We start from the raw sequence: 22,289 nt of genomic DNA, 5'->3' as shown, positions 1-22,289 counted from the left end.
GTTAAACCATTTCTCCTTCCGTGCCATCCGGTGGCGCCGCCGCGCCCCGGTCAGCCTGAGCAAACGCCTGCTGCTCCGCAGCAAGCAGGACCCGCACGCGTTCGAGGGTGCTGGCTGCAAGGTGGCCCGGCACGATCACGACCCCGTTCTCGTCCGCCACCACGACGTCCCCCGGTGACACGGGAATGCCCCCCGCCTGAATGGGGACGTTGACGGCGCCGCGTCCTCCCGCCAACCCCGCGTTGGGCGTGATGGCTGTGCAGAACACTGGGAAGCCCAGCCGACGTACAGCCGTCACGTCCCGGCAACCTCCGTCGATCACGACTCCCGCGAGGCGGCGTGCCAGGGCGGCGCGCGTGGTCCGTTCCCCCCAGAACGCGGTTCCCGTGATCCCGTGCGAGTCGATCACCAGGACGCTGCCCGGCGCAGCCTCCGCAATCGCGTCGAACACGGCGCTGAGATCCGTCCCGAACGTGCGTACCGTGACCGCCTCCCCGGCGCAGCTCGCACCAGACCAGACAGGACGGAAGGCGCCGCTGAGCGCCCCGCCACGGTCGAGCGCGTCGCTCACGACACACGTCAGGTCGCCGGCTGGCAACAGGGCGCGCAGACCGGCTGCCGCGGTGGTCATGACGCCGGAGTGACGGCCGGGATCACCGCGTGGAGTTCCGCGAGGTTCGCACGGCTTAGTTCACGCTGACCGCTCTCCAATTCGTGAATCAGGTCCACGAGGCGAGCGGTGATGGGGGTTGGCACACCGTGCTCCCGGCCGAAGTGCACCACCCAGCCAAGCTGAGCGTCCACCTCTGTGCGGCGTTTGCGGACGGCGAGGTCACGCCAGATCCCGCTGTGCGTCTTGGCACTCCGGCGGTTGAAGGCGACCATTTCATCCATGCTGGCGTGCGCCACGTCGTCGCTGGCGCCAGGCAGGAAAGCGGCAGGCTCAAAGCCATTAAAGGCTTCCGGGTTGACCTGATGAGCCAGGGCAACCCGCATCACCTCGCGTCCCAGGGCGATGTACAGCGTCCGGTCCTCCGGACGCGCCAGCGCGTCCGCGATGCCGTCGTTGGTCACGGCTGTGGCGAACAGCAGCGCACCATACCCAAGCTTGCTCCACAGGTACCCGTACATGTTCTCACTGAGCACGGCGTTCTCGTCGAAGTCCCGCAGGACGGCGTGCAGGGCACGCGCACGGTCCGTGAGGCGACCGTCCTGCTCGCCGACCACGACCACGCCCCGCCCCGCGTAGTGCACCACGCCAGGTCGCAGGTAATCTGCCCCAAAGTTGACGAAGCTCCCGAGCACCCGGTCCGCCCCGAAGGTGGCGTTGAGGACAAGGGGATTCAACCCGTTCTGTACCGACACGACACAGCCGTCCGGGGTGACGTGGAGGGCAAGCTGTACCGCAGCGCCCGCGGTGTCCTGCGCTTTTGTGCACAGCAGCACATGGTCCCACCGGCCCACGACCTCTTCGGGCGTGAAGGCCGGGGCCTGTACCGTGAACGTGTCGATAGGTCCCTCAATGTGCAGGCCGCTCTCGCGGACGCTACGCACATGATCTGCAGCGCAGTCCACGAAGGTGACATCATGCCCGGCCCGGACGAGGTAGGCACCGATCGTCCCGCCGATGGCCCCTGTTCCCCACACCAGCAGCTTCACGTCAGCGGCTCCGACCGGTCCTGGACGGCTGGGGCCCACCCGTGCTGCAGCAGGCCTGCCGTTTCCTGGACAGCCACGGCCCATAACGCCAGCATGTCCTCGTCACTCCGCTGGTACAGGCCCCCATAATTGCCGTCGCCAAGCGTCTGTCGCAGTTGCGCCGGCGACAGGAGCCTTAACCGGTCCAGATCGGCCATGGGTTTTTGCGTGTCTGGAAGGGTCACGCCGGGCAGGCGGGTCCAGGGGAAGTTTTCCATCCAGGAGGCGTGCGAGGCAACCGGGTCGATCCGCTGCACTTCCTGCCAGGTCCTGGGCGCGTTCCACCAGTTGTGGAACAGCACCTGTGCGCCGGGATGGTCCGCAGACCATTCGCCTGCGAAGCCCTGAGCGGGCGAGTTCCCTCCGTGGCCGTTCACAATCAGGATGCGCCGGAACCCCTGCTCATACAGGCTGTCGAGGACATCCCGGACGACACTCAGGTACGTCTGGACGCGCAGGGTCACGCTGCCCGGGTAGGCACGGAAGTAGGGCGTGATGCCGTAGTTGAGGGTGGGGAATACCGGCACGCCGAGCGGCCCGGCGACCTCATCCGCCAGCCGCTCTGGCAGGATGTTGTCTACGGCCAGACTCATGAACCCGTGTTGTTCGGTGCTGCCCAGGGGGACGACGCAACGGTCATCCTGCTGGAGGTACGCTTCAACCTGCATCCAGTTCATTGCTTCTATTTTCATGGCGTTTCCTTTCGCGCAGCAGGGCGCGGTGCTGCGCAATGACGGGCAGAAGGGTCCGCTCCACGTCAGGCCTGTCAACCGCGTGACGGTACTCAAAGGCGAACGTGCCCGGGTTGAGGGCCGTGACGATTCCGTCCGCGCCGCTGGCATACACCGCCGCGTCACACCACGCGAGCAGCTGAGGGAGGTTGTGTTCCGCGAGGTGGGCCGCGCGGACATCCCGAACCTGCGGCGCGAACCGGTGCGCGCCGGTCAGGAACGTCGGGAGGAAGTCGTCGAACGTGGCGATGAGGGCCAGACGCGTGTCTGGTGGGAGGGCGGCGAGCTGCCCCCGGGTCTCAAACGAGACGGTGACGCGAACCGGCAGGATGTCCAGACCTGGCAGCAGTGCGCGGGCTTCGGCCAGCCGGTGGCCCAGGGTAAGAACGATGTCCGCGCTCCGCACCTCCTGGACCAGGCCAGGTTGGGCGAGCTGCGTGAACGTGCAGGCCTTCACGCGGTCTTCCGGCCGAAGGAGAGCCTGCAGTTCCTGAGCATAGGCCCGGGTGGCGATATCCAGCACACCGACGAGCACAACCTGCACACCCGTATCGCGCGCCGTGTGCCCGCGTGCGATCATTGCCTGTAACAGTGCGACGACCCGCTCAGGTTCAATACCTTCCCTGGCCGCCTGCATCAGTGCGTCATTCAGCGGACCGCGCAGCGCCGCGACGTCCTGCACTGCCCCCTGAGAGCTGGGGTCGGCCACGAAGGTGCCTCGGCCGGCAAGAGTGACGATCAGGCCACGTGCCGCCAGATCCTTGTACACATGGGCGACCGTGACGTGCGCGACGCCCGTCTGTGCCACGAGATCCCGGACACTGGGCAGCCGTGCCCCTGGAGGCAGCTCCCCACAGGCGATGCCGTACTCGATCTGGCCCCGCAACTGCACGTTGAGGGGCACGCTCAGCGTCCGGTCGACCGTGAAAGGTGAGGTGTCCGCCTCTACGTCCTGCGGCATCAGCTGGCTCCAGCCGGCTGGCGGGCTTCCCGGTCAACGGGATCGTACAGATGACACGCCACCTGCTGCAGAGGGCGGATCTCCGCGAGCTCGGGACGCTCGGTGACGCAGCGGTCGAACGCGTGGGGGCAGCGCGTGCGGAACGGGCAGCCACTGGGGACGTTGAGCGGGCTGGGCAGCTCGCCCGTCAGGGCGGAAACCTCTGACCGGTGTCCCGGCTCAAGGAGGGGAGCGGCGGCCAGCAGGGCCTGGGTGTACGGATGAGCGGGCTGCTCGAACAGGTCCTGCGTCGTGGCGACTTCCACGACCCGCCCAAGGTACATCACGGCCACCCGGTGAGAGAGGTGCCGGACGAGGCGCAGGTCGTGCGCGACAAACAACACCGTCAGGTGCAGCTTCTCCTGCAGTTCCAGTAACAGGTTCACCACCTGAGCCTGCACGCTCACGTCCAGGGCGCTCACCAGTTCGTCGGCGACGATGCATTCAGGTTCAAGCGCCAGCGCGCGGGCAATTCCGATACGCTGCCGTTGTCCCCCACTGAATTCATGCGGCAGTCGGCCAGCCGCCTCGGCCGGTAGTCCCACCAGACTCAGCAGTTCATCAATCCGCTCGTTCTGCTGCGCTTTCGGTCGCAACCGGTGGACGGTAAGCACTTCCTGCAGGGTCTGTCCGACCGTCATGCGGGGATTAAGTGAGGAGAAGGGATCCTGAAAGATCATCTGCACGCGGCGGTGATACTGCCGCAGCGCGTCTCCTTGCAACACCAGCACCTCCTGGCCGTCGTACCGCACGCTGCCCGTGTCCGCCTGATGAAGCCGCACCAGACAGCGGGCTAACGTGGATTTGCCACAGCCGCTCTCGCCCACCAGGCCGAGGGTCTCGCCACGCTGCACGCTCAGGTTCACGTCCGTCAGGGCGCGCACCACCTTGGCGGGTTTGCCCTGCCAGCGCTCCAGCAGGCCCTGCCGGACAGGGAAGGTTTTGGTGAGGTTCTGAACGTTCAGCAGGGGTTCCGGGGGATGCTGTTCGCCTGTCATGAGGTCACCTCAACCACACCGGGCAGCTCGGCGTGATGAACGCAGGCACTGGCCCGCCCGTCACGAATGGGGATAAGCGGAGGTTCTGCGCCAAAGCAGGCTTGGCTGCTGAAACTGCAGCGCGGGCTGAAGGCGCACGCCTGGGGAATGTCCCGCAGGTCGGGGGGCGAACCCGGAATAGGCTGCAGCGGTCGGCGATGCGCGCCAATATCGGGCAGGCTGCGCATCAGTCCGAGGGTGTAGGCATGCCTGGGCTGCCGGAACAGGTCAGTCACACCTGCGGTCTCCACCAGGCGACCGGCGTACATCACGGCCACCCGGTCACAGGTCTGTGCGACCACCCCAAGGTCGTGGGTCACCAGGATGACACTCATGCCGAGCTGCTCCCGGAGTCGCAGGATCAGCCGGAGAATCTGGTCCTGGATGGTCACGTCCAGCGCGGTGGTCGGTTCGTCGGCCAGCAGCACGCGCGGCTCCGACGCGAGGGCGATGGCGATCATGGCGCGCTGACGCATGCCTCCGGAGAACTGGTGCGGGTAGTCCTTCAGACGGGTGCGGGCGCTCGGGATGCCGACCAGATCAAGGAGTTCTGCGGCGCGGTCCTCGGCTGGACGGCCCCGGAGCGCGCGGTGCTCCTGCAGGTTCTCGCGGATCTGCTCTCCAATGGTCAGCACCGGGTTCAGGGCGGTCATCGGCTCCTGGAAGATCATGCCGATCTGTGCGCCGCGCACGGCGCGCAACCGGCCTTCAGACAGCCCCATCAGGTTCTGCCCGTCGTAATGCACCGCACCCGTGACCCGGATGGGCTTGCGGTGCAGTTGCAGCAGGGCCCGGAGCGTCACGCTTTTACCGCTGCCACTCTCGCCAACCAGGCCCAGCACCTCGCCTCGCTGCAGATCGAAATCGACGCCGCGCACCGCGTGCAGTTCGCCCCGCGGGGTCGGAATGTGAACGTTTAGGTTCTGGACGCTCAGGATGGTGGACGCTGATTCGGTCATGAGCGGGGCCTCAGGGCGTCGGCCAGACCGTCGCCGATCAGACTGAAGGTGACGCCCGCCAGGGTGAGGGCCAGACCTGGGAATCCCGAGATCCACCACGCGGTGACCATAAAGTTCTTGCCGTCGGCGACCATCACGCCCCACTCGGGTGTGGGGGGTTGCGCGCCCAGTCCGAGGTACCCGAGTGAGGCGCCCAGCAGAATGCCGAGGCTCATGTCGGTCATGAGGTACACGATGGCGGGCGTGACCGCATTCGGGAGAATGTGTCTCAGCAGGACCCGCGTGGGGCTGAATCCCAGGACGCGCGCGGCTTGCGCGTACTCCGTCTCCTTCTGGGCCAGCACCTCTCCCCTCACGAGACGCCAATACGCGACCCAGCCGACTGCACTCACCGCGATGTACATGTTGGTGAGGCCCGGCCCGAGGACCGCGACGATCGCGATGACCAGCACCAGGAACGGGAAGACCACCACCAGGTCCGCGACGCGGCCGACCAGGGTGTCCGGCCAGCGGCCGACAAAGCCTGTGAACGCGCCCAGCAGAGTCCCGAATACGAAGGGGAAGAGCGTGGTCAGGAGCGCAATCTGCATATCGATGCGGGTGCCGTACACGACCCGGCTGAACACATCCCGTCCGAAATTGTCTGTCCCGAACGGGTGACTCGCGCTGGGACCTTTCAGGATGGCCGAGTAGTCGAAATCGGTGGGGCTGTAGGGGGCGATGAGGCCCGGGGCGAACGTCGCGGCCAGAATAGGCAGCAGCAGCAGCACACCCATCACCAGGGTAGGTTTCGGCCGCCTGCGCGTCCGGCGCGGTGCGGCGGCGGCTGTTGTGGGGTTCATGGTAGTCACGGCGTTCTCCGTCCAGGGTGAGAGGGGAGGTGCCTCATGCGTGCTGCACGCGTGGGTCAAGGCGGGCGTGAATCAGGTCCGTCATCAGAAACACCAGCGACACCAGCACCGCGAACACCAGGGTGAGGCCCTGAATGACCGGGTAGTCCCGTCCGAAAATGGCGTCGATCATCAGGCGGCCCACGCCTGGAATGGCAAAGACCGACTCGGTGATCACGGCTCCACCAATCAGGGCACCGATGTTCAGTCCGAGCAGGGTCACGGTGGAGATCAGGGCGTTGCGCAGCACGTGCCGCAGCATCACCACCCGGGACTGCAGGCCCTTGGAGCGGGCGAATTCCACATACTCCGCGGTCAGAACTTCCAGAATGGAGTTGCGCAGTGTGCGCACGAGGATGGCCGCGAGGTTGAATCCAAGCGTGAGGGCCGGCAGAAAGAGGTGATACAGATGGTCCCTGAAGGTCTCACCGTATCCCCCGATGGGAAACCAACCCAGTTTCGCCCCGAGCAGGGTGAGCAGCTGCAGCGCGACGTAGAACACCGGCAGGGAGAGGGCCACCTGGAAAACGCCGCGGATCAGGCTGTCCACCCAGGTATTGCGGCGCACGGCGGCGAGCACCGCCAGAGGCACAGCGAGCAGCACGGCGATGATGGCGGCATACACAGACAGGAACAGCGTGATCGGCAGGCGCTCCACAATCAACCGGAGCACCGGGACCTTCAGGCTGCTGCTCTCCCCGAGATCACCGCGCAGCAGGTGTTGCACGAAAATGCCGAACTGAACGGGCAGCGGTTTGTCGAGCCCCAGTTCACGCCTGGTGCGTTCCACAATTTCAGGTGTGGCACGGTCGCCGAGGATGGCGCTTGCTGGGTCGCCGGGCAGCAGCCGCACCAGCAGGAACACCAGGATCAGCACAGCGATGAAGGTGGGAATGATCTGCAGGAGCCGCTTCAGGACGTACGTGGCGCGCATGACGTTCCTCCAAAGAGCTACGGGGCCACGTCCACCTGTTGAGGTGGAGGGGCCCCGTCAGGTGCCTTACTTCTCGAGGGACGTCGCAGCGAAGATATTGTTGCCCAGGGGAATCTGCACGAAGCCACTGACTTTCTTGGACAGGGCGACGGGATACGGCGTCTCATACAGGAACACGATGGGCGCCGCCTTGATGTAGATGCCCTGTATCTGGTTGTACTGACTGGCACGCCGCGCGGGATTGGTTTCCTGCTGGCTCTGTGCAAAGAGGCGGTCGATCTCAGGGCTCTTGTAGCCGGTGTACAGCGACTGAATATTGTCGTAGATGGCGAAGTAACTGGTGATCTGACTGGGATCGTTGATGTCATTCGTCCAGGCGGCAGCGCGCATCTGGAAGTCACCTGCACGGTAGCGGGCGGTCCTGGTGGCGGAATCGAGCTGCTCGATCTTCAGTCGCACCCCTGCCGCCGCCCACATCTGTTGCAGCGCGGTGAGCTGCGCGAGTTCGTCCGCGCTCCCGCTCAAAGCCAGGACGGTGACCTCAAAACCGTTTGCATAACCGGCAGCGGTCAGCAACTGCTTGGCCTTGGCCAGGTTGTACGCGTACATGGTCTGCGGCGCGAACAGTGGGGTAGTCGCGGACATGAAGGACCGCATCGGCTTGCCGTTGCCGAAGGTGACCAGCTGGATCAGCGCTTCCTTGTTGGTGGCGTGGTTGATGGCCTGCCGGACGCGTACGTCACTGAGGGGGTTGACCGTGCCGTCTTTGAGTTTCGGCCGGTTGTTCATCAGGACGGTGTTCACCTTGGTGGACGGGAACAGCTGCACGTTGAGGTTGGGGTTCGCCTTGAGTTCAGCGACCCGGCTGAACGGGATGAATTCCGCCCCGTGGAGTTCCCCCGCCTGGAGCTTGAGGATGCGGGTGTTGTCGTCGGGAATGATCTCGAAACGGATCGAGTTCAGATACGGCAGAGCCTTCCCGTCCGAGCCCTTCTTCCAGTAGTAGGGGTTGCGCTTGAGGACCATCGACGAGCCCTTCTTCCAGGAGCTCAGCACGAAGGGTCCGGAACCGATGGGTTTCTCGGCAAAGGCTTTGGCTTTGGCCGCCTCGGTGGTGCCACGCGCGGCGTTGAACAGCTTCTGCGGCATGATGGCGGCATTGAAGGTGGCAAGGGCGGCGGGCAGCGTCGGGTCGGGCTGCTTGAGATTCAGCGTGACCGTGTTGCCACTGGCGACAATGGTGCTGATGGAGGCCAGGGAGCCGCTCCAGGCACCGTTGTCGGGTTTACGGGCACGGTCGAGTGACCATTTGACGTCCTGCGCGGTGAGGGCGCTGCCGTCGGCGAAACGCAGGCCGGGGCGCAGGGTGAGGCGCATGCTCCTTCCACCGGGGGCCACGGTGTAGGCAGACGCGAGACCAGGCTGCACACCCTTGCCGTCGGCGGTGGGTTGCAGCAGCGTGTCGTACAGGTTGGTGAGAATCCAGATGTCGAGGTTGGCGTCGTTCAAGACTGGATCGAGGAAAAGTGAATCAGCATAACGGCCGTAGACAAGTTCGCCACCTCGCGTAACCGCTAAAGCGTGAGTGCAGGCGAGCATGGTACTGACGGCGAGCGTGGTTCGGATGAATCTTTTCATTCGGGCACCTCCATGGATGCGGACCGTGACTCTCGTGTTATGGGTGTTATGGTGTTATGGATGAACATAACACCTAAGCCCGTGAAAGTCCACCTCCCCCACGACGGTTGGTCGAGCTGCTCAACGGCTGGGCTGTACAGTGGGCTGCATGACCAAAAATGAGCACGGCCATGCGGCGGCCGGACGCCTGACTGACCTCGTTGTGCTCGTCACGGGCGGAGCCAGTGGGATCGGCCGTGCCATTGCGCTGGCGGCCTCAGCCGAAGGCGCCAGGGTGGTCATCGCCGATATCCATTCCGAGGGTGCGGAGCGCACCTTGTCTGCTCTCACTGCCGCACACGGGGAAGCCATTTTCCTCCCCTGTGACGTGGCCGATGATGATCAGGTTCGTGAACTTATCGGGACCACGGTCCGTCATTTCGGGCAGCTCGACGTGCTGGTCAACAACGCCGGAATCGGAGGGGATAACGCTCCCGCTCACGAGCTGGACCTCGAGACCTGGGACCGCGTGATGGCCGTGAATTTGCGTGGTCCCTTCGTCTGCGCACGTCATGCCCTGCCGCACCTCATGCGGAGTGGCTCGGGCGTGATCGTCAACGTCGCGTCGACCTACGGCCTGATCGGCGCTCCCAACGCACCGGCCTACTGCGCCTCCAAAGGCGGAGTCGTGAACCTGACCCGGCAGTTGGCCGTGGATTACGGCCAGCACGGTGTGCGCGTCAATGCCGTTTGCCCGGGATATGTAGACACCGACATGGGTGGACGCCGCGCCAGCCTCCCGCCAGCGGAAGCCCAGGCAGCGCACGACCGTCGCGAAGCGAACGCGGCACGTCAACCCCTCGGACGGCAGGCGCACGCGGATGAAATCTCGCGGGCTGTCATCTTCCTCGCATCGAGCGAGAGTTCCTTCATGACCGGCTCGATCGTCACGGTGGACGGAGGGTGCACAGCAACCTTCAATCACGGCTAGCCTGACGACTGAACAACCCGTCTCGCCCCTATCCCTTGATCGGATATCTCGTGGTATCCATCTACCGGAAGACCGGTCAGGGTGTCCACGGCCTGGGCGGGTTGCTCAGGACCGCCCAGCGTGTTTGCCCCATCGGTGGTGGCGGAGAGTTTTTTATGGTCGCTTGGGCCTCCCCGAACGTGATGTCGCCATGAGGCGCGAACTGGCGAGCATGACCGGTCACAGGTAAAGGCGAGGCGTGAGGTCTCATCACTCACCTGCACTCTGGCTCACGCACGGTGGCATAACCACCATGCGAGCGAGAGCGCCCGGACTCCTTCCCCTGGGGAAAAGATGCTTTCTGTGCCAGAAGCGGATTAGCTGGGTTGGAACTCAGTGGTCCGATACTCGGTGGGACGCCCACCGGCCCTGAGCGCGGCTCTCTGGGAAGCTTGGCGGCGGCGTCACGGGCTTGCACGGCGAGTTCGTCGGCGCGTTCATTTTCCGGGTGCCCGGCTGCTACTGGATCAGGTTGTCCGCGTGGCTCAAGCGGGGGTGCAGCCGCGCTGGAAGCATCAAGCACACAAGGCACGCAAGCACCATGACACCAGCGAACAACGAGGACGAGTGACTCAGCAGCACGAAGTGAAAGCAGGCGGACGCGTGCCACTCCCCGCCGAACTCCGCCAACACCTCCAACTGACAACCGGCAGCCGTCTGATCATCCGCGTGCAAGATGCCGGGCACGCAGAACTCGTCACCTCCGCCGCTCTCGCCGCCGAACTCCGTGGTCTCCTAAAAGACGACGGCCCCTCACTCTCCGACGAACTCACCACCGAGAGGCACGAGGAAGCCCGCCGGGAGAACCTGGAGTGACCGTCCTGGATGCCAGCGCCCTGCTCGCATACCTCGCCGACGAACCCGGTGCCGAACACGTCGAGGCGGCCCTCGGCCACGGGTGCACCATCCACCACGTCAACTGGGTGGAAGTCCTCAGCAAACGCGCGGAGCGAGGCGATGACCCCAAACAGGTCCAGGAGCGCCTCACGCACCGCGGCCTGATCGGTCAACTCCTGCAGATTGACCCTGGCCAGCCGGACGACGCTGTTCACGTGGCTGAGCTCCGCGTGAACACCCGGCACGCCGGCCTCTCGTTGGGCGACCGGTACTGTCTCGCGCTCGGACGGCGCCTGATCGCTCCTGTCCTCACGACCGACCGTGCCTGGAGTGACCTGGACGTGGGCGTTCAGGTCAGGCTGATCAGGTGAGCGCGTGACACTGGCGGTTTACCACGGCGATCTCCTCGCTCAGACGCGGGAGTGGACCAACCTCCACGATGACGAGCTCCGGAGACGGGCGGTGAAAGCCGCAGGAGACAAAGACATCCCTGCGCTGGTGTCCTTAACCACCGCCTACCTCGCCCACCACGGTGGGAGTGGGGTGCTCACCAGCCCGCGTACCGTCGAAGCGTATGCGCTCGGCACCCGTCAGTTCATCGAGTACGCCACCACCCAGGCCATCAACCTCCTCCGGCCCAACCGGCATGACGCCCAGGGGTACATCAACGCCATGCTCGCCCAGGGACGCAAACCCGCTGGCGTTCAGTTGAAAGTTGCCGCAGCGGGCTGCCTGTACCGCGCCTTACGCTGGGCCGGCGCCACCGAAGCGGACCCCTTCCGTGACGCCCGCGTCCCCAAAGACCGCACGCCAGGCATCATCAAACGACCCCCGTACAGTGAGGACGAGCTCGCGGACGTGTTGGAGAAAGCAGATATACACGCTAAGTTCTTGCTCTTCCTCACGGCGCACGCGGGCTTGCGCATCAGTGAAGCGCTGGCACTGGAATGGGAAGACCTGGATGAAGCCGCAAAGCGGATTCACGTGCGCTCCGGGAAAGGCCGCAAAGCCCGCATCGTGGCCATGAGCACGAGTCTGGCGCGGGCGACGCGGCACTACCGGGGACTCTTCGGCCCAGGCGGCCCGGACCATACGGACGGAAAACGCACGACGACCGCCACGCACGTCTTCCGGTATGCGAGCGTGATGACCGCGCGGTACCACATCCAGAAAGCGTTCACGGTCGCGAGCGTAAAATTTAGGGGCTTCCATCCAGGACGGAAATACGCGGGCACTCGCCTCCTCCAGCAGGTCAAGGATTTCGGTCGGGTGGCCGCACACCTCGGGCACGAGTCGGTAGACACCACGCGCAAAGGGTACGCACAATTGGCCGCTGACGACCTTAAAGATGATCTGAGCGGATGGTGATCCTCTTCTGACAGGTGTGGTCACACATTCCCTGGCCTCCACGGCGATACTCCAGTCCTCACCCCTAGTCCGCTGTCCAGCTCACTTTGGCGGATAGGTGCCGTGAGGTCTCCTGTGGGCCTTTTTGGCATGTCGCGGCAACTGATGACTGATTTATAGCCCTGCTGGAACAGGATCAGGCAAAGGGCCTCAATGAGGAGGTACGACCTGACCCACTGATCGGCAATCCTGTTCAGCCTGATCAAGGGCAGGGAGGACGAACCGCGAGAGAATGTCCAGGGTTTCAGCGTCGTCCTCGTCGCGCGTGTGCTCATGCATGATGGCGTTCACGTCGACCGCCAGGTCCTCCAGAACGCGGCGCAGGACATAAAAACTCAGTACGTCGGGACTCAACGGTTGAGTGCGCCCGACAGCGCTGTGGTACGCGGGGAGGACCTCAGGTCGGCGGACGAGCAGCATCCACAGGTCATGCTCAGGGGGTGCGAGCCGCGCCATCTCCCAGTCGACGAGCCACAACTGCTCGTTCGCGTCACGCATCACGTTGCCACCATGGGCATCGGTATGGCACAGGACGAAGGACTGGGGACGCGAGAGTGCCTGAACGCGGAGCGCCCGGGCGTGCTTCAGATGGTGGCGGACAGTCGCCTCGTGCTCCAGCAGGAGATCACGCAGGAGGAGCATCCCTGGCCGCGCTGTTCGCGACAAGTGCGCGAGGTTTGAAAGATCCTTGAGAAGCGCCACTTCAAAGGGCAGAGCGAAGTCCTCTGGTGGGCAAGGAAAATGTTGAAGGCGGGCCGTCACATCAGAGGTATGGGCATGAAGGTGGCCAAGCAGGTCAGCAAGCTCTGGGAGTGCATCCTCCCAGGTCGAACCGAGGTTTACCGCTTCAATCCACGTGAACACCGCAACACGGAAGGTGCCGCACGTCGAAAGGTCCGCTCCGTCCCGTGTGGGCAGGAGGCGCGGCACGCGGAGCGGGTCTCCAATCTGGTTTAACTCGTGCAGGAGAACCGCTTCGCTCGCGAGACGCTGGGCAGCCTGGACACCTGAGCGCGTCCCGGGGACAATCTTGATGAAGAAGCGTCCACCTGGGCCATCGGCTCGGTAGGCTGGCAGGGTGCCCGCTGAGAGGAAGGAAAGCGTCTCCACCTGCATGCCGTAGGCGGCATGCAGGTGAAGTTTAAGCGCGGCGCGATCGAGGGCGGGTTCAGCGCTCATTGTTTTGAGTGTAAAGCGGCGTGTTGCCTTGGGCCGAGATGGCCAGCTTCGAAAATCAGAGGCGGAAGTGGCAGTCTCGACGCCCAGATGCGCGAGATAACTTCACCCACCTCTATCCGACCAAGTGAGCTGGACAGCGCACTAGTCCGCTGTCCAGCTCACTTTGATGAAAAGGGGTATTGCAGATGACTTCCGGCAGCTGTGGGTGGGAGCGACAACCATGCTTGAAGACACCTACAGTGGAAAGGTGGCCCCAACCGAACACGACCAGCAGCCCTGGCAGCATCATCCCTACTGGCAGGTTGCCCGCCGAGACCTTATTGGCGCTTTGGCCGGAGCTCAGCACTGCGAACTCTCGGAACAGCAGGCTGAACCAGGCGGATACGTTCCGATCCATCACCATGACGTGGAAGAAATCATCACCGTCCTCAGTGGAACCCTAAGCGTCATGATGGACGGCCAGTACTTCGAGATGCATGCCCCCAGCAGTGTGTTGATCCGCCCTGGAGTCGAGCATGGCTGGCGGAACAAAAGCATGTCATCCGCAACATTCCTCGTGTATTTCCCGGCGCAGGACCCCGTGTCACACTGGCGCGAGCCCAAAAGCAAGATTTGAGGCGACAAGTCCTCAAAGTGAGCTGGACAGCGGACTAGTGGCTTGTCAACTTGAATTTGTCAGGTTGGAACGCAGCCTCGCAGGGTAACGGTGGCCTGTCATCGCATGAAAAGAAAACCTGGGATGGGCAGGCGTGCCTATCCCCTCACAGGCTTGTTGATACTGCTCAGGGAATTCCAGGTAGTCCTGGCATAAGTCAGCAATCGCCGTACTGACCCCTTCCGAATCTGGAAGGGCCTGCGGCAGCGCAGAGTGAATGCGACGCACCAGATTCTGACGTGACTCCAGAGGTGGGGCACGAAGGGACGCAAAGTCCTCCAGCGGGTACTTTTCTTCTGTGAAGTACAGCTCCTCCCAGCGAGCGGGATATGTGGCGATGCCGTCTTCCGTATAGCCCTCTGGAGTGCGGTGCGCCCACATCTGAGCGCGTTGCATGTCCACCTCGTAGGGCAGGCGGAAGGTCCAGGTGAGGCTGCGCTCCAGCTTCTCCAGACTGGAGTGCAAGGTACGTGCGGGGGAAAACAGCCTCGCTCCATTCAGCGCATTCGCCACTTCACCTGTCAGGGCTTCGGCCCTCAACCGGACGTTCCGGCAGCTGGTGTATTTGACCCACAAGCGCACCTCCGATGGACCCGGAAGGTTGAAGTACGCCCGCACGAACGTGCGTTCGCCTTCCGGAAGCTCGTCTGCGACCCCCTGAGCCAGCGAACGCACCTCCGGCATCCAGTCCAGATTCATGATGCCAACCAGGGCCAAGCGGTGGTCGGGCTCCTGAGCCCAGCAATGCTGAATCCACCCTGCGATCTCCCGGATGGTCTGGACGGGGAGGTGCCCCAGATTAAAAAAAACCTGCTCGCGCCCGTTGGTGCGTTTCACGTGATCCGGCTGGACAGCCAAGGGGAAACGGGCCAGGAGACGAATAGCGTCAGCGGTCGCGACGACATGATGCTGATGGGCCTCGAGCAGGTGTCGGACATCGGAAGCCACTTGTTCAGGAGAGATTGAGGGGCCTTCCGGGCGGCCCAATCTTTCAGGCGAGCTGAGATATCCGGGGGGCGTATAGGGTGAGTTCATAACATCTTCCGCATTAAGCATCACAAACGTTCTGAGGCGTTCAGCCGGTCCACAGGCTGCGCAGCAGAGGGCAGCGCCTGGTCTGTGACACCGGACCTTGGTATCCGTGGTCCGCGACTGGCGGGAAGGGACGGCTGGTACGTGCCCTGGAAAACGTGGACGCCCATTCGGGTCCAAGCTGTATTACTGCACATGACTTTACGCTGGCATTTCGAAGGTTGAAAGTCCACGAGGTTTCATCTGACAGACCATTGCTGACGAGCCACTGGTTGCTGCCACCGTTGCTACCTAAGGGGAAGTCACGACAAATAGGAATGGAAAAACGCCCACTGGGTGGGCGTTCGCTGGTAGACTCGAGGGGATTTGAACCCCTGACCCCTACCGTGTCAAGGTAGTGCTCTACCCCTGAGCTACGAGTCTATAAGGGTATAGATTGGAGGCGCTGACCGGACTCGAACCGGTGGTGGAGGTTTTGCAGACCTCTGCCTTACCACTTGGCTACAGCGCCGCTTGCAGGGGCGGTTCGTGCTGTCCCGTGCGTGGGGCTGGTGGGTCTCTCCTCTCCAGCGGAAGGAATGTTAGCACGGCACTGGCAGGCTGTAAACCGGTGTGGCCTCTGACCAGGCCCGGTAAAGTAAACGGAATGAAGTACATGGTCTGGGCACTGGGACTTCTGGGGTTGCTGGTAGGCTGCGCCAGCGCCCCGCCTGACAACCCCTTCATCACTCAGCGGCCCTGGATCATCGCGCACCAGGGCGGCGAAAAACTGTGGCCTAGCAACACCACGTTGGCTTACCGCAACGCCGTGGCCCTGGGTGCCGACATGCTGGAAATGGATATGCACGCCACCCGGGACGGCGCCCTGGTCATGTCGCACGACGAGACCCTGGGCAGGCTCACCGATGCCCAGGGCCGCATTGCCGACCTGACGCTGGCTCAGGTGCTGGCTGCCGACGCTGGTGACGCGCTGTCGTTCGACGGGGGCAAAACCTTTCCCTTCCGGGGGCAGGGAATTCGGGTAGCTCAGCTGTCGGCAGTGCTGAAGGAGTTCCCGGACACGCCGATGATCATTGAGCTCAAGCAGGAACGGCCTAGCATGGCCAGACCTTTCTGTCAGGCTCTGCGCGCTGCCAGGGCGACCCACCGTGTCATTGCCGCCAGTTTCAGTGATGTGGCCCTGAGGGAATTCCGGACGGCCTGTCCGGAAGTGATGACCAGCATGACCGCTCGGGAACTGCGTCCCCTGGTCCTGCTCAGCAAGGTCGGGCTCGCCCGTCTTGGACGGCTTCCCGGACGCAGCGCTCAGGTTCCGGTGCGGGCTGGGGGCATCACGGTGGTCACACCGGCCTTTGTCCGCGCCATGCATACGCGGGGAGTCGCGGTGCAGGTATGGACCATCAATGATGAGGCTGAAATGCGGCGTCTGGTCCGCATGGGTGTCGACGGAATCATCACGGACCGCCCTGATCTGCTGAAAAAGGTCCTGATCGAAGAACAGAAGGGCCGTTGATCCAGACCAGTCTGCCGCCAGAACTCAGCGGTGGATCAAGTCGCGCACCTGGGCATACACTGCCGAACTCTGGTACAGCTGGCTGTGGCTCAGGCAGGTGGTCTGGGTATTGACTGCCCCTGTCAGCAGCACACTCCGGTCAGGGTTGATGATCTCATCACACGCAGACCACCAGGTGGCGTAACGCACGGAACCCGGCGTCTCATCCACGCTGTTCAGCGTATTCAGGAAGGACGAGCCTTCACGCATTTCGTAGCAGGAAATGTACCAGCAGGCATTTGCGGTATTGGTCCCATGGTTGGGTCCACCCAACGACACCCAGGCGTCGACCCGGCTGTCTCCCCCAAGATTTTTCAGAAAATAGCGCGACGACAGCCCGCCCATCGAATGGGAGATGATATCCACGCGCGTGGCGCCCGTCTGGGCCAGAATCGCATCGACCTTCTGACGGATCAGGTCGGCAGTCACAGAATTGGAGCGGGTGGAGTCGTAGGACCAGTTGAAGAGGTGAGCATCGGTCCAGCCGTCCTTCTTGAAATTGGCGATCATGGTGGTCCAGACCGAGCCGCTGGAACTGTACCCATGCACAAACAGTACCGGGTGCCGGGTGATGGCCAGTGCCTGGATCCTGGGCTCCGGCGCAGAGCCGGAGTCGGGAAGCTCAGGCAGCGTAGTGCCACAGGCAGAGAGTAGGGCGACTGTCAGGGTGGTGGTAACCAGGGCCTTGAAGGGGGTGTGCATGACATCTCCTCGGGTGGAACGTTGTGGATTTTTTGGATCTGGTTCAAACTAACATCTTAAAGACGTCCCAATCAAAAAAAATCTTCAGTGTGACTTAACACTCAGTGTGAGAAACGTTACACTCGTGAGAACGGCGATTCAGGGGTTGATTTGGGGAGTGGCGCTGGCCTCGACGGCAGGGGCACAGTTATGGCAGACACCACAGGCCACGGTTCGCTAGGAGGTTCTGAAAAATTTCCGTGCCAGCGGCAACGTATTGAAAAGCGGAGACGCTACCGTGACGCTGGATGTCAGCGGCGGACGTGTAGTGGGCGTGCTGGTGGAAGCCCCTTCAGGTGCTGCCCTGGCTCCGGGAGTCGCCGCCGCCTGGGGAACCCCGGCAGCCGGGGTACCGCAGCTTGTCAAGCAGCTGAGCCACCCTGAACTGCTGGCCTCAGCGCGCCGTAGTTTCACCGAGTTCACAGACGAGTACAGGCAGGACGTGATTGCCATAAAAATCACCGGGCAGGGCAGGCAGACCCAGTGGCACGCCTACCTGGCCCTGAAACTCTGGCCGGATTCTGCCTTTCCGGCCACACGCAATGTGTCGGGCCACGCCGCCGCGCCGAACATCATCCGGATCTACAGTGATTTCCAGTTCCCATACTGCCGGGATCTGTGGGACAAGGCACTCCCGGCCTGGGAAAAAGAGGCGGCCCTGTACCGCGTGGCGCATTATCACTTTCCACTGGACTTTCATAAGAATGCGTTTGCCGCCGCAGAAGCCAGTAAATGCGCCGCCGCGCAGGGCGCCTTCTGGAAGATGGCCGACCGGATCTTCGGAGAATTCGGTTCCTGGAGCCGTCTTCCGGTCCGCGACGCGGACACACAGTTCCGCAATTATGCCCGCAGCACGGACCTGAATGCAGCGACCTTTGACGACTGCCTGACCCAGCGTTCGTTCAGGGGAGTGGTCGACGCACAGGTCAAGTCTGGACTTGCTCTGGGGGTCAGCAGCACGCCGACTGTATTTCTGAATGGAATGAAACTGCAGGATTACACTGACGCCACCGAGTGGGCACAGGTCATGGCAGTCACCACCGCAAAGCCCAGCGCTGCAGGGCTGATCGAAAAGCGGCTTTCGAGCTTCCGGTAAAACAGGCCGCACCTCTGGAGTGCGGTAGGAGGGCAGTATCTGGACGTCCTGCGCACTGCACCCGCTTGACCCGTTGCATTTGTCAGAAGAGGCCGACTCCCCTCTGTCTCACCAGCAGAAAGGCCGCCCTGTAGCCTGGGCGGCCTTTCTGCCAGGGATCAGATGCGGGTGCGGTAACGCTCCAGCAGTTCGGCCCGGAGGTCATTGAAGGCCACGCCCTTGCGCTCTTTATGACCCCCGACACTGCGCTCGCGCACGCTGACCTGCCGCGCCTCCTGCTCCTTGTCGCCCACGATCAGCATCACCGGAATCTTGCTCAGCTCGGCGGTGCGGACCTTGGCCTGCATGCGGTTGGAACTGTCGTCCACCTCGGCGCGCAGGCCGGCGGTATGCAGTTCGCTCCGTAGCTGCTCGGCGTACTCGTTGTGGCGGTCGGCAATTGGAATGATCATGACCTGCCGAGGTGCCAGCCACAGCGGGAAGTCGCCGGCGTAGTGCTCGATCAGGATGCCCACGAAGCGCTCCAGGCTGCCAAAGGGCGCACGGTGAATCATGATCGGGCGGTGGTCCTGGCCGTCTTCACCCACGTAGGAGATGTCGAAGCGCTCAGGCAGGTTGTAGTCCACCTGGATGGTGCCCAGCTGCCACTCGCGACCCAGCACATCCTTGACCACGAAGTCCAGTTTGGGACCGTAGAAGGCCGCGTCCCCGGGCTCGATGGTGTAGGGCAGCCCAACCTCGTCCACCGCCTCGATAATCTGACGCTCGGCCAGTTCCCAGTTCGCCTCGTCGCCGACGTACTTGTCGCTTTCCGGGTCGCGGGTGCCCACCCGGAAGCGCACGTCGTTCATGCCGAAGGTCTTCAGGACCAGCACCGTCAGGTCCAGCACGTCCAGGAATTCCTTCTTCAGCTGGTCGGGGCGGCAGAACAGATGCGCGTCGTCCTGCGTAAAACCGCGCACGCGGGTCAGGCCGTTGAGTTCGCCGCTCTGCTCGTAACGGTACACTGTTCCGAACTCCGCGAGCCTCACCGGGAGGTCGCGGTAGCTGCGCGGCTTGCTGGCGTAGATCCGCACATGGTGCGGGCAGTTCATGGGCTTGAGCATGTACTGCTCTTCGTCCACCTCGATGGGGTTGAACTGACCGTCGGCGTAGTACGGGTAGTGACCGCTGGTCTTGTACAGTTCCAGGTTCCCGATGTTCGGCGTAATCACGCCCTGGTAGCCGCGCCGGAACTGATGCTCCTTGAGGAACCCGGCCAGTTCCTCGCGCAGCACCGTACCGTTGGGCAGCCACAGGGGCAGACCCTTGCCGACCAGCGGATCGATGGTGAACAGTTCCAGTTCCCGGCCCAGCTTGCGGTGATCGCGCCGCTTGGCTTCCTCCAGCTGGTGCAGGTACTCGTCGAGTTCCTTCTGGCTGGCGAAGGCCACGCCATATACGCGCTGCAGGATGGGGTTTTTCTCGTTGCCACGCCAGTAGGCGCCAGAGGTGCTCATCAGCTTGAATGCACCCGGCAGGCGGCCCGTGGAAGGAAAGTGCGGGCCACGGCACAGGTCCACGTAGTCACCCTGCTGGTAGAAGGTGATCGGCTCATCGTCCGGCAGCCCCTGGATCAGCTCCTGCTTGTAGGGATCGTGCGGAAACTGCGCCAGGCTGTCGGCCTTGCTGACCTCGCGGCGCGTGAAGGCGAGGTTGCGGGACAGGATCTCGCGCATGATCTTCTCGATCTCGGGCAGGTCCTCCTCGCGCAGGGGCTCGGGCAGATCGAAATCCTGGTACCAGCCGTTCTCGATGCTGGGGCCCACGCCGCGCTTGATGCGGTCGTCGGTGTACCCCTTGGCGCGGTAGTACTCGCCAACGGCCTGGCTCATTACGTGACCCAGCGAATGCCGGAACAGTGGCGCAGCGTCCCCCGGGTTTTTCTTGGTGATCAGCGTGATGCTGGCGCCATCGGGCAGCGGCGTCATCAGATCCACCAGTTCGCCGTTGGCGGTGGCGGCCAGCGCATCCTGGGCCAGACGGGGGCCAATGGCACTGGCCGCGTCCAGAGCGGTGGCACCCATGGGCAGTTCAAGTTGTTTTCCGTCAGGAAGAACGACGTGCATATGTTTTCTCCTTACATATTCAAGACAAGACAGACCCGGTCTGGCCGCGACCCAGCAAAACGCCTGAAAACCGCTTGGGGGTTCTCAGGCGCTCAGAGTTCGGGTAGCCAGACCGGGAAGGTGGGGCATTCGTCGCTGCCACACGCCACGCATCACCAGACCGGAGTGATGGGCGAGAGGCTTCATGGGCTCAGGATAGCGGGTTGCAGCCAGCCTGGGCAAGCCTGGAAATCTGCTATGTCGCCCGGCACCCTGGATGGGAACACGAAGAAGGCCCCCGGATCACTGGGTCCAGGGGCCAGAGAACAACAGTTACCAGCTGGGAGCAGCGGCGACCCCGCCGTGTTCCTTGGGATTGGGACCCCACTTGTTGCTGCCCGGCTGACTCTCGAACACATAGAACACCAGCAGCACTATGGCCCCAACAATAGGCACCAGGGCAAGCAGCACCCACCAGCCCGAACGACCGGTATCGTGCAGCCGACGGACCGACAGTGCCAGACCTGGGATCAACACAGCCAGTGCATACACGGCACTGAGGATACCCACCGTCTGCGGGCCTTCTCCCAGCCGCAGGCCGGCAAGACTGTCCACCGTCGTCAGGACAACCGTAATGATGAAGTTCACCAGCACGAACATCCAGTATTCGCGGCGGCGCGCCCGTCCTTTGAAGTCGGCATAGTGGTGTTTCAGGACGTTCATGTACTCGTTCATGACCCCTCCAGCTGATATTGAGATAGCTCAGGCTACACCACTCTGTCCGTTTATGTGGAAGAAATGAGCGGCCTTTTGAAGCCGCTTTATGCTGTACGCATGCGCCTCCTGTTGTTTGCGGCCTTTGGACTGTTCTCTGCATGTGCACCTGCACCGCTGCAAAGCCAGACCCCTTTTCCGGACGTGGTGGCACAGGTTGCTGCTCCGAACGATCCGGGTCGCCTGCGCGTGGTGGTGATGGGTGATCAAGGTACTGGAACCGAAGTGCAGCGCCGCGTAGCCGCAGCGATGGCCGAGATCTGCGCCAGTGAAGGCTGTGACCTGGGCGTGGGCCTGGGAGACAACTTCTATCCCTCAGGCCCCAGGGACCCTGCCTCTCCCCTGTTCCGCGAGCGATTTGCGGAGATCTATGGACCGCTGAAAGTGCCCTTCCTGATGATTCCAGGAAACCACGACGAGTCCTGGGTGCGCGGCGGCGACGGCGCCGACCCGCGCGGCGCGGAGGCCCAGGTCGCCTATTCGCGCATCAATCCTCAATGGGTCATGCCAGCCAGGACCTACCGGGCGCCCCAGGGCCCTCTGCTTGAATTTTTTGCGGTAGATACGGCGCCGCTCGCTGCCTACCTGCCCGGGGTGCGGGTCAATGAACGGCCCGGCGGCCCCTGGGACCGCGCGCAGCGGGCCTGGCTATCAGAAGCGCTGGCCGGCAGCAGATCGCGCTGGAAGCTGGTTCTGGGGCATCACCCCCTGTTCAGCAATGGCCGGCATGGGGACGCCGGGGCCTACGACAATCTGCCCCTGACCTTTCAGCGCGGCGGCGCGGTGCGCGAGTTGTATGGCGTGGCCTGCCGTAAGGCCGACCTGCTGCTCTCCGGACATGATCACGCGCTGCAACTTTTTGCCCCACAGCCCGAGTGTCCGGGCACCTGGACGGTCGTCAGTGGAGCGGCCGGGAAAGCGGACCGAGACCGGGCCGGGTCCAGGACAGCCGCCTTCGAGGCTTACCGGGCCCCAGGATTTGTCTGGCTGGACGTCAGACCCGACATCCTGACCCTGCGCTTCTACACTGTGG

22 protein-coding genes and 2 tRNA genes are annotated in these 22,289 nt (G+C 63.4%); 8 read left to right on the top strand and 16 right to left on the bottom strand.

The window, feature by feature from the left end; all coding sequences use genetic code 11:
• Position 1: 1 nt before the first annotated feature.
• From IEY49_RS00300 to IEY49_RS00260, 9 genes are all read right to left on the bottom strand, one after another.
• Positions 2 to 631, bottom strand: coding sequence for an RraA family protein (locus IEY49_RS00300; RefSeq protein WP_189003438.1), 630 nt, complete (start codon positions 629 to 631; stop codon positions 2 to 4).
• The gene (locus IEY49_RS00295; RefSeq protein WP_189003437.1) at positions 628 to 1,659 is read right to left on the bottom strand and encodes a ketopantoate reductase family protein; all 1,032 of its coding nucleotides are present in this window, start codon (positions 1,657 to 1,659) and stop codon (positions 628 to 630) included. The genes IEY49_RS00300 and IEY49_RS00295 overlap by 4 nt, the downstream gene beginning before the upstream one ends.
• The gene (locus IEY49_RS00290; protein WP_189003436.1) at positions 1,656 to 2,390 is read right to left on the bottom strand and encodes a creatininase family protein; all 735 of its coding nucleotides are present in this window, start codon (positions 2,388 to 2,390) and stop codon (positions 1,656 to 1,658) included. The genes IEY49_RS00295 and IEY49_RS00290 overlap by 4 nt, the downstream gene beginning before the upstream one ends.
• Complete coding sequence (locus IEY49_RS00285) at positions 2,356 to 3,390, bottom strand: GntR family transcriptional regulator (protein ID WP_229780555.1); 1,035 nt, start codon at positions 3,388 to 3,390, stop codon at positions 2,356 to 2,358. The genes IEY49_RS00290 and IEY49_RS00285 overlap by 35 nt, the downstream gene beginning before the upstream one ends.
• Positions 3,390 to 4,427, bottom strand: a complete 1,038-nt coding sequence (locus tag IEY49_RS00280) for an ABC transporter ATP-binding protein (protein WP_189003435.1) — start codon at positions 4,425 to 4,427, stop codon at positions 3,390 to 3,392. Before IEY49_RS00280 ends, IEY49_RS00285 begins: the two co-directional genes overlap by 1 nt.
• On the bottom strand, positions 4,424 to 5,425 hold the full coding sequence (locus IEY49_RS00275) for an ABC transporter ATP-binding protein (protein ID WP_189003434.1): 1,002 nt from the start codon (positions 5,423 to 5,425) through the stop codon (positions 4,424 to 4,426). The genes IEY49_RS00280 and IEY49_RS00275 overlap by 4 nt, the downstream gene beginning before the upstream one ends.
• Complete coding sequence (locus tag IEY49_RS00270) at positions 5,422 to 6,267, bottom strand: ABC transporter permease (protein WP_189004184.1); 846 nt, start codon at positions 6,265 to 6,267, stop codon at positions 5,422 to 5,424. Before IEY49_RS00270 ends, IEY49_RS00275 begins: the two co-directional genes overlap by 4 nt.
• Positions 6,268 to 6,310: 43 nt before the next feature.
• A complete protein-coding gene (locus tag IEY49_RS00265) occupies positions 6,311 to 7,249 on the bottom strand; it encodes an ABC transporter permease (protein ID WP_189003433.1) in 939 nt (312 codons plus the stop codon).
• A 66-nt stretch (positions 7,250 to 7,315) separates the two neighbouring features.
• Complete coding sequence (locus IEY49_RS00260) at positions 7,316 to 8,758, bottom strand: ABC transporter substrate-binding protein (protein ID WP_229780554.1); 1,443 nt, start codon at positions 8,756 to 8,758, stop codon at positions 7,316 to 7,318.
• A gap of 277 nt (positions 8,759 to 9,035) precedes the next feature.
• On the opposite strand from IEY49_RS00260, the gene IEY49_RS00255 reads away from it, so the two are divergent.
• The 4 genes from IEY49_RS00255 to IEY49_RS00240 all read left to right on the top strand — a co-directional run bounded on the left by IEY49_RS00255 (position 9,036) and on the right by IEY49_RS00240 (position 12,101).
• Entirely contained in the window at positions 9,036 to 9,857 is an 822-nt protein-coding gene (locus IEY49_RS00255) for an SDR family NAD(P)-dependent oxidoreductase (RefSeq protein ID WP_189003431.1), read from the top strand.
• 642 nt (positions 9,858 to 10,499) lie between these two features.
• Positions 10,500 to 10,712: an AbrB/MazE/SpoVT family DNA-binding domain-containing protein gene (locus IEY49_RS00250; protein ID WP_229780553.1), complete on the top strand. Its 213-nt coding sequence runs from the start codon at positions 10,500 to 10,502 to the stop codon at positions 10,710 to 10,712.
• Positions 10,709 to 11,104 (top strand): type II toxin-antitoxin system VapC family toxin, encoded by a 396-nt coding sequence (locus IEY49_RS00245; protein WP_189003429.1) that lies wholly within the window; start codon positions 10,709 to 10,711, stop codon positions 11,102 to 11,104. The genes IEY49_RS00250 and IEY49_RS00245 overlap by 4 nt, the downstream gene beginning before the upstream one ends.
• A 4-nt stretch (positions 11,105 to 11,108) precedes the next feature.
• Positions 11,109 to 12,101 carry a tyrosine-type recombinase/integrase gene (locus IEY49_RS00240; protein ID WP_189003428.1) on the top strand — a complete coding sequence of 331 codons (993 nt, stop codon included), beginning with the start codon at positions 11,109 to 11,111 and terminating at the stop codon, positions 12,099 to 12,101.
• A gap of 189 nt (positions 12,102 to 12,290) precedes the next feature.
• On the opposite strand, the gene IEY49_RS00235 is transcribed toward IEY49_RS00240, so the two are convergent.
• The gene (locus tag IEY49_RS00235; protein ID WP_189003427.1) at positions 12,291 to 13,319 is read right to left on the bottom strand and encodes a phosphotransferase enzyme family protein; all 1,029 of its coding nucleotides are present in this window, start codon (positions 13,317 to 13,319) and stop codon (positions 12,291 to 12,293) included.
• 220 nt (positions 13,320 to 13,539) lie between these two features.
• Between IEY49_RS00235 and IEY49_RS00230 the strand changes: the two genes are divergently transcribed.
• A complete protein-coding gene (locus IEY49_RS00230; protein WP_189003426.1) occupies positions 13,540 to 13,935 on the top strand; it encodes a cupin domain-containing protein in 396 nt (131 codons plus the stop codon).
• A gap of 45 nt (positions 13,936 to 13,980) precedes the next feature.
• On the opposite strand, the gene IEY49_RS00225 is transcribed toward IEY49_RS00230, so the two are convergent.
• The 3 genes from IEY49_RS00225 to IEY49_RS00215 all read right to left on the bottom strand — a co-directional run bounded on the left by IEY49_RS00225 (position 13,981) and on the right by IEY49_RS00215 (position 15,517).
• Positions 13,981 to 14,922 carry a hypothetical protein gene (locus IEY49_RS00225; protein ID WP_189003425.1) on the bottom strand — a complete coding sequence of 314 codons (942 nt, stop codon included), beginning with the start codon at positions 14,920 to 14,922 and terminating at the stop codon, positions 13,981 to 13,983.
• A 432-nt stretch (positions 14,923 to 15,354) separates the two neighbouring features.
• Positions 15,355 to 15,429 (bottom strand) — tRNA-Val (locus IEY49_RS00220).
• Between the two features lie 14 nt (positions 15,430 to 15,443).
• Positions 15,444 to 15,517 (bottom strand) — tRNA-Cys (locus IEY49_RS00215).
• A 135-nt stretch (positions 15,518 to 15,652) separates the two neighbouring features.
• Here IEY49_RS00215 and IEY49_RS00210 point away from each other — a divergent pair.
• Complete coding sequence (locus IEY49_RS00210) at positions 15,653 to 16,519, top strand: glycerophosphodiester phosphodiesterase family protein (RefSeq protein WP_189003424.1); 867 nt, start codon at positions 15,653 to 15,655, stop codon at positions 16,517 to 16,519.
• A gap of 24 nt (positions 16,520 to 16,543) precedes the next feature.
• On the opposite strand, the gene IEY49_RS00205 is transcribed toward IEY49_RS00210, so the two are convergent.
• Positions 16,544 to 17,260, bottom strand: a complete 717-nt coding sequence (locus IEY49_RS00205; RefSeq protein ID WP_189003423.1) for an esterase/lipase family protein — start codon at positions 17,258 to 17,260, stop codon at positions 16,544 to 16,546.
• A 277-nt stretch (positions 17,261 to 17,537) separates the two neighbouring features.
• Between IEY49_RS00205 and IEY49_RS00200 the strand changes: the two genes are divergently transcribed.
• Positions 17,538 to 18,395, top strand: a complete 858-nt coding sequence (locus IEY49_RS00200; protein ID WP_189003422.1) for a DsbA family protein — start codon at positions 17,538 to 17,540, stop codon at positions 18,393 to 18,395.
• Between the two features lie 158 nt (positions 18,396 to 18,553).
• On the opposite strand, the gene thrS is transcribed toward IEY49_RS00200, so the two are convergent.
• On the bottom strand, positions 18,554 to 20,503 hold the full coding sequence (gene thrS / locus IEY49_RS00195; protein ID WP_189003421.1) for a threonine--tRNA ligase: 1,950 nt from the start codon (positions 20,501 to 20,503) through the stop codon (positions 18,554 to 18,556).
• A gap of 312 nt (positions 20,504 to 20,815) precedes the next feature.
• Entirely contained in the window at positions 20,816 to 21,217 is a 402-nt protein-coding gene (locus tag IEY49_RS00190) for a DUF805 domain-containing protein (protein ID WP_189003420.1), read from the bottom strand.
• 99 nt (positions 21,218 to 21,316) lie between these two features.
• Here IEY49_RS00190 and IEY49_RS00185 point away from each other — a divergent pair.
• Positions 21,317 to 22,289: metallophosphoesterase (locus tag IEY49_RS00185; protein ID WP_189003418.1), on the top strand; the 973-nt coding region annotated here is incomplete at its 3' end.

This window comes from Deinococcus malanensis, assembly GCF_014647655.1.
Classification (GTDB): Bacteria; Deinococcota; Deinococci; order Deinococcales; family Deinococcaceae; genus Deinococcus; species Deinococcus malanensis.
Note: the sequence above shows the minus strand (reverse complement) of the source record. Positions and strands in the feature narration are given on the sequence as shown.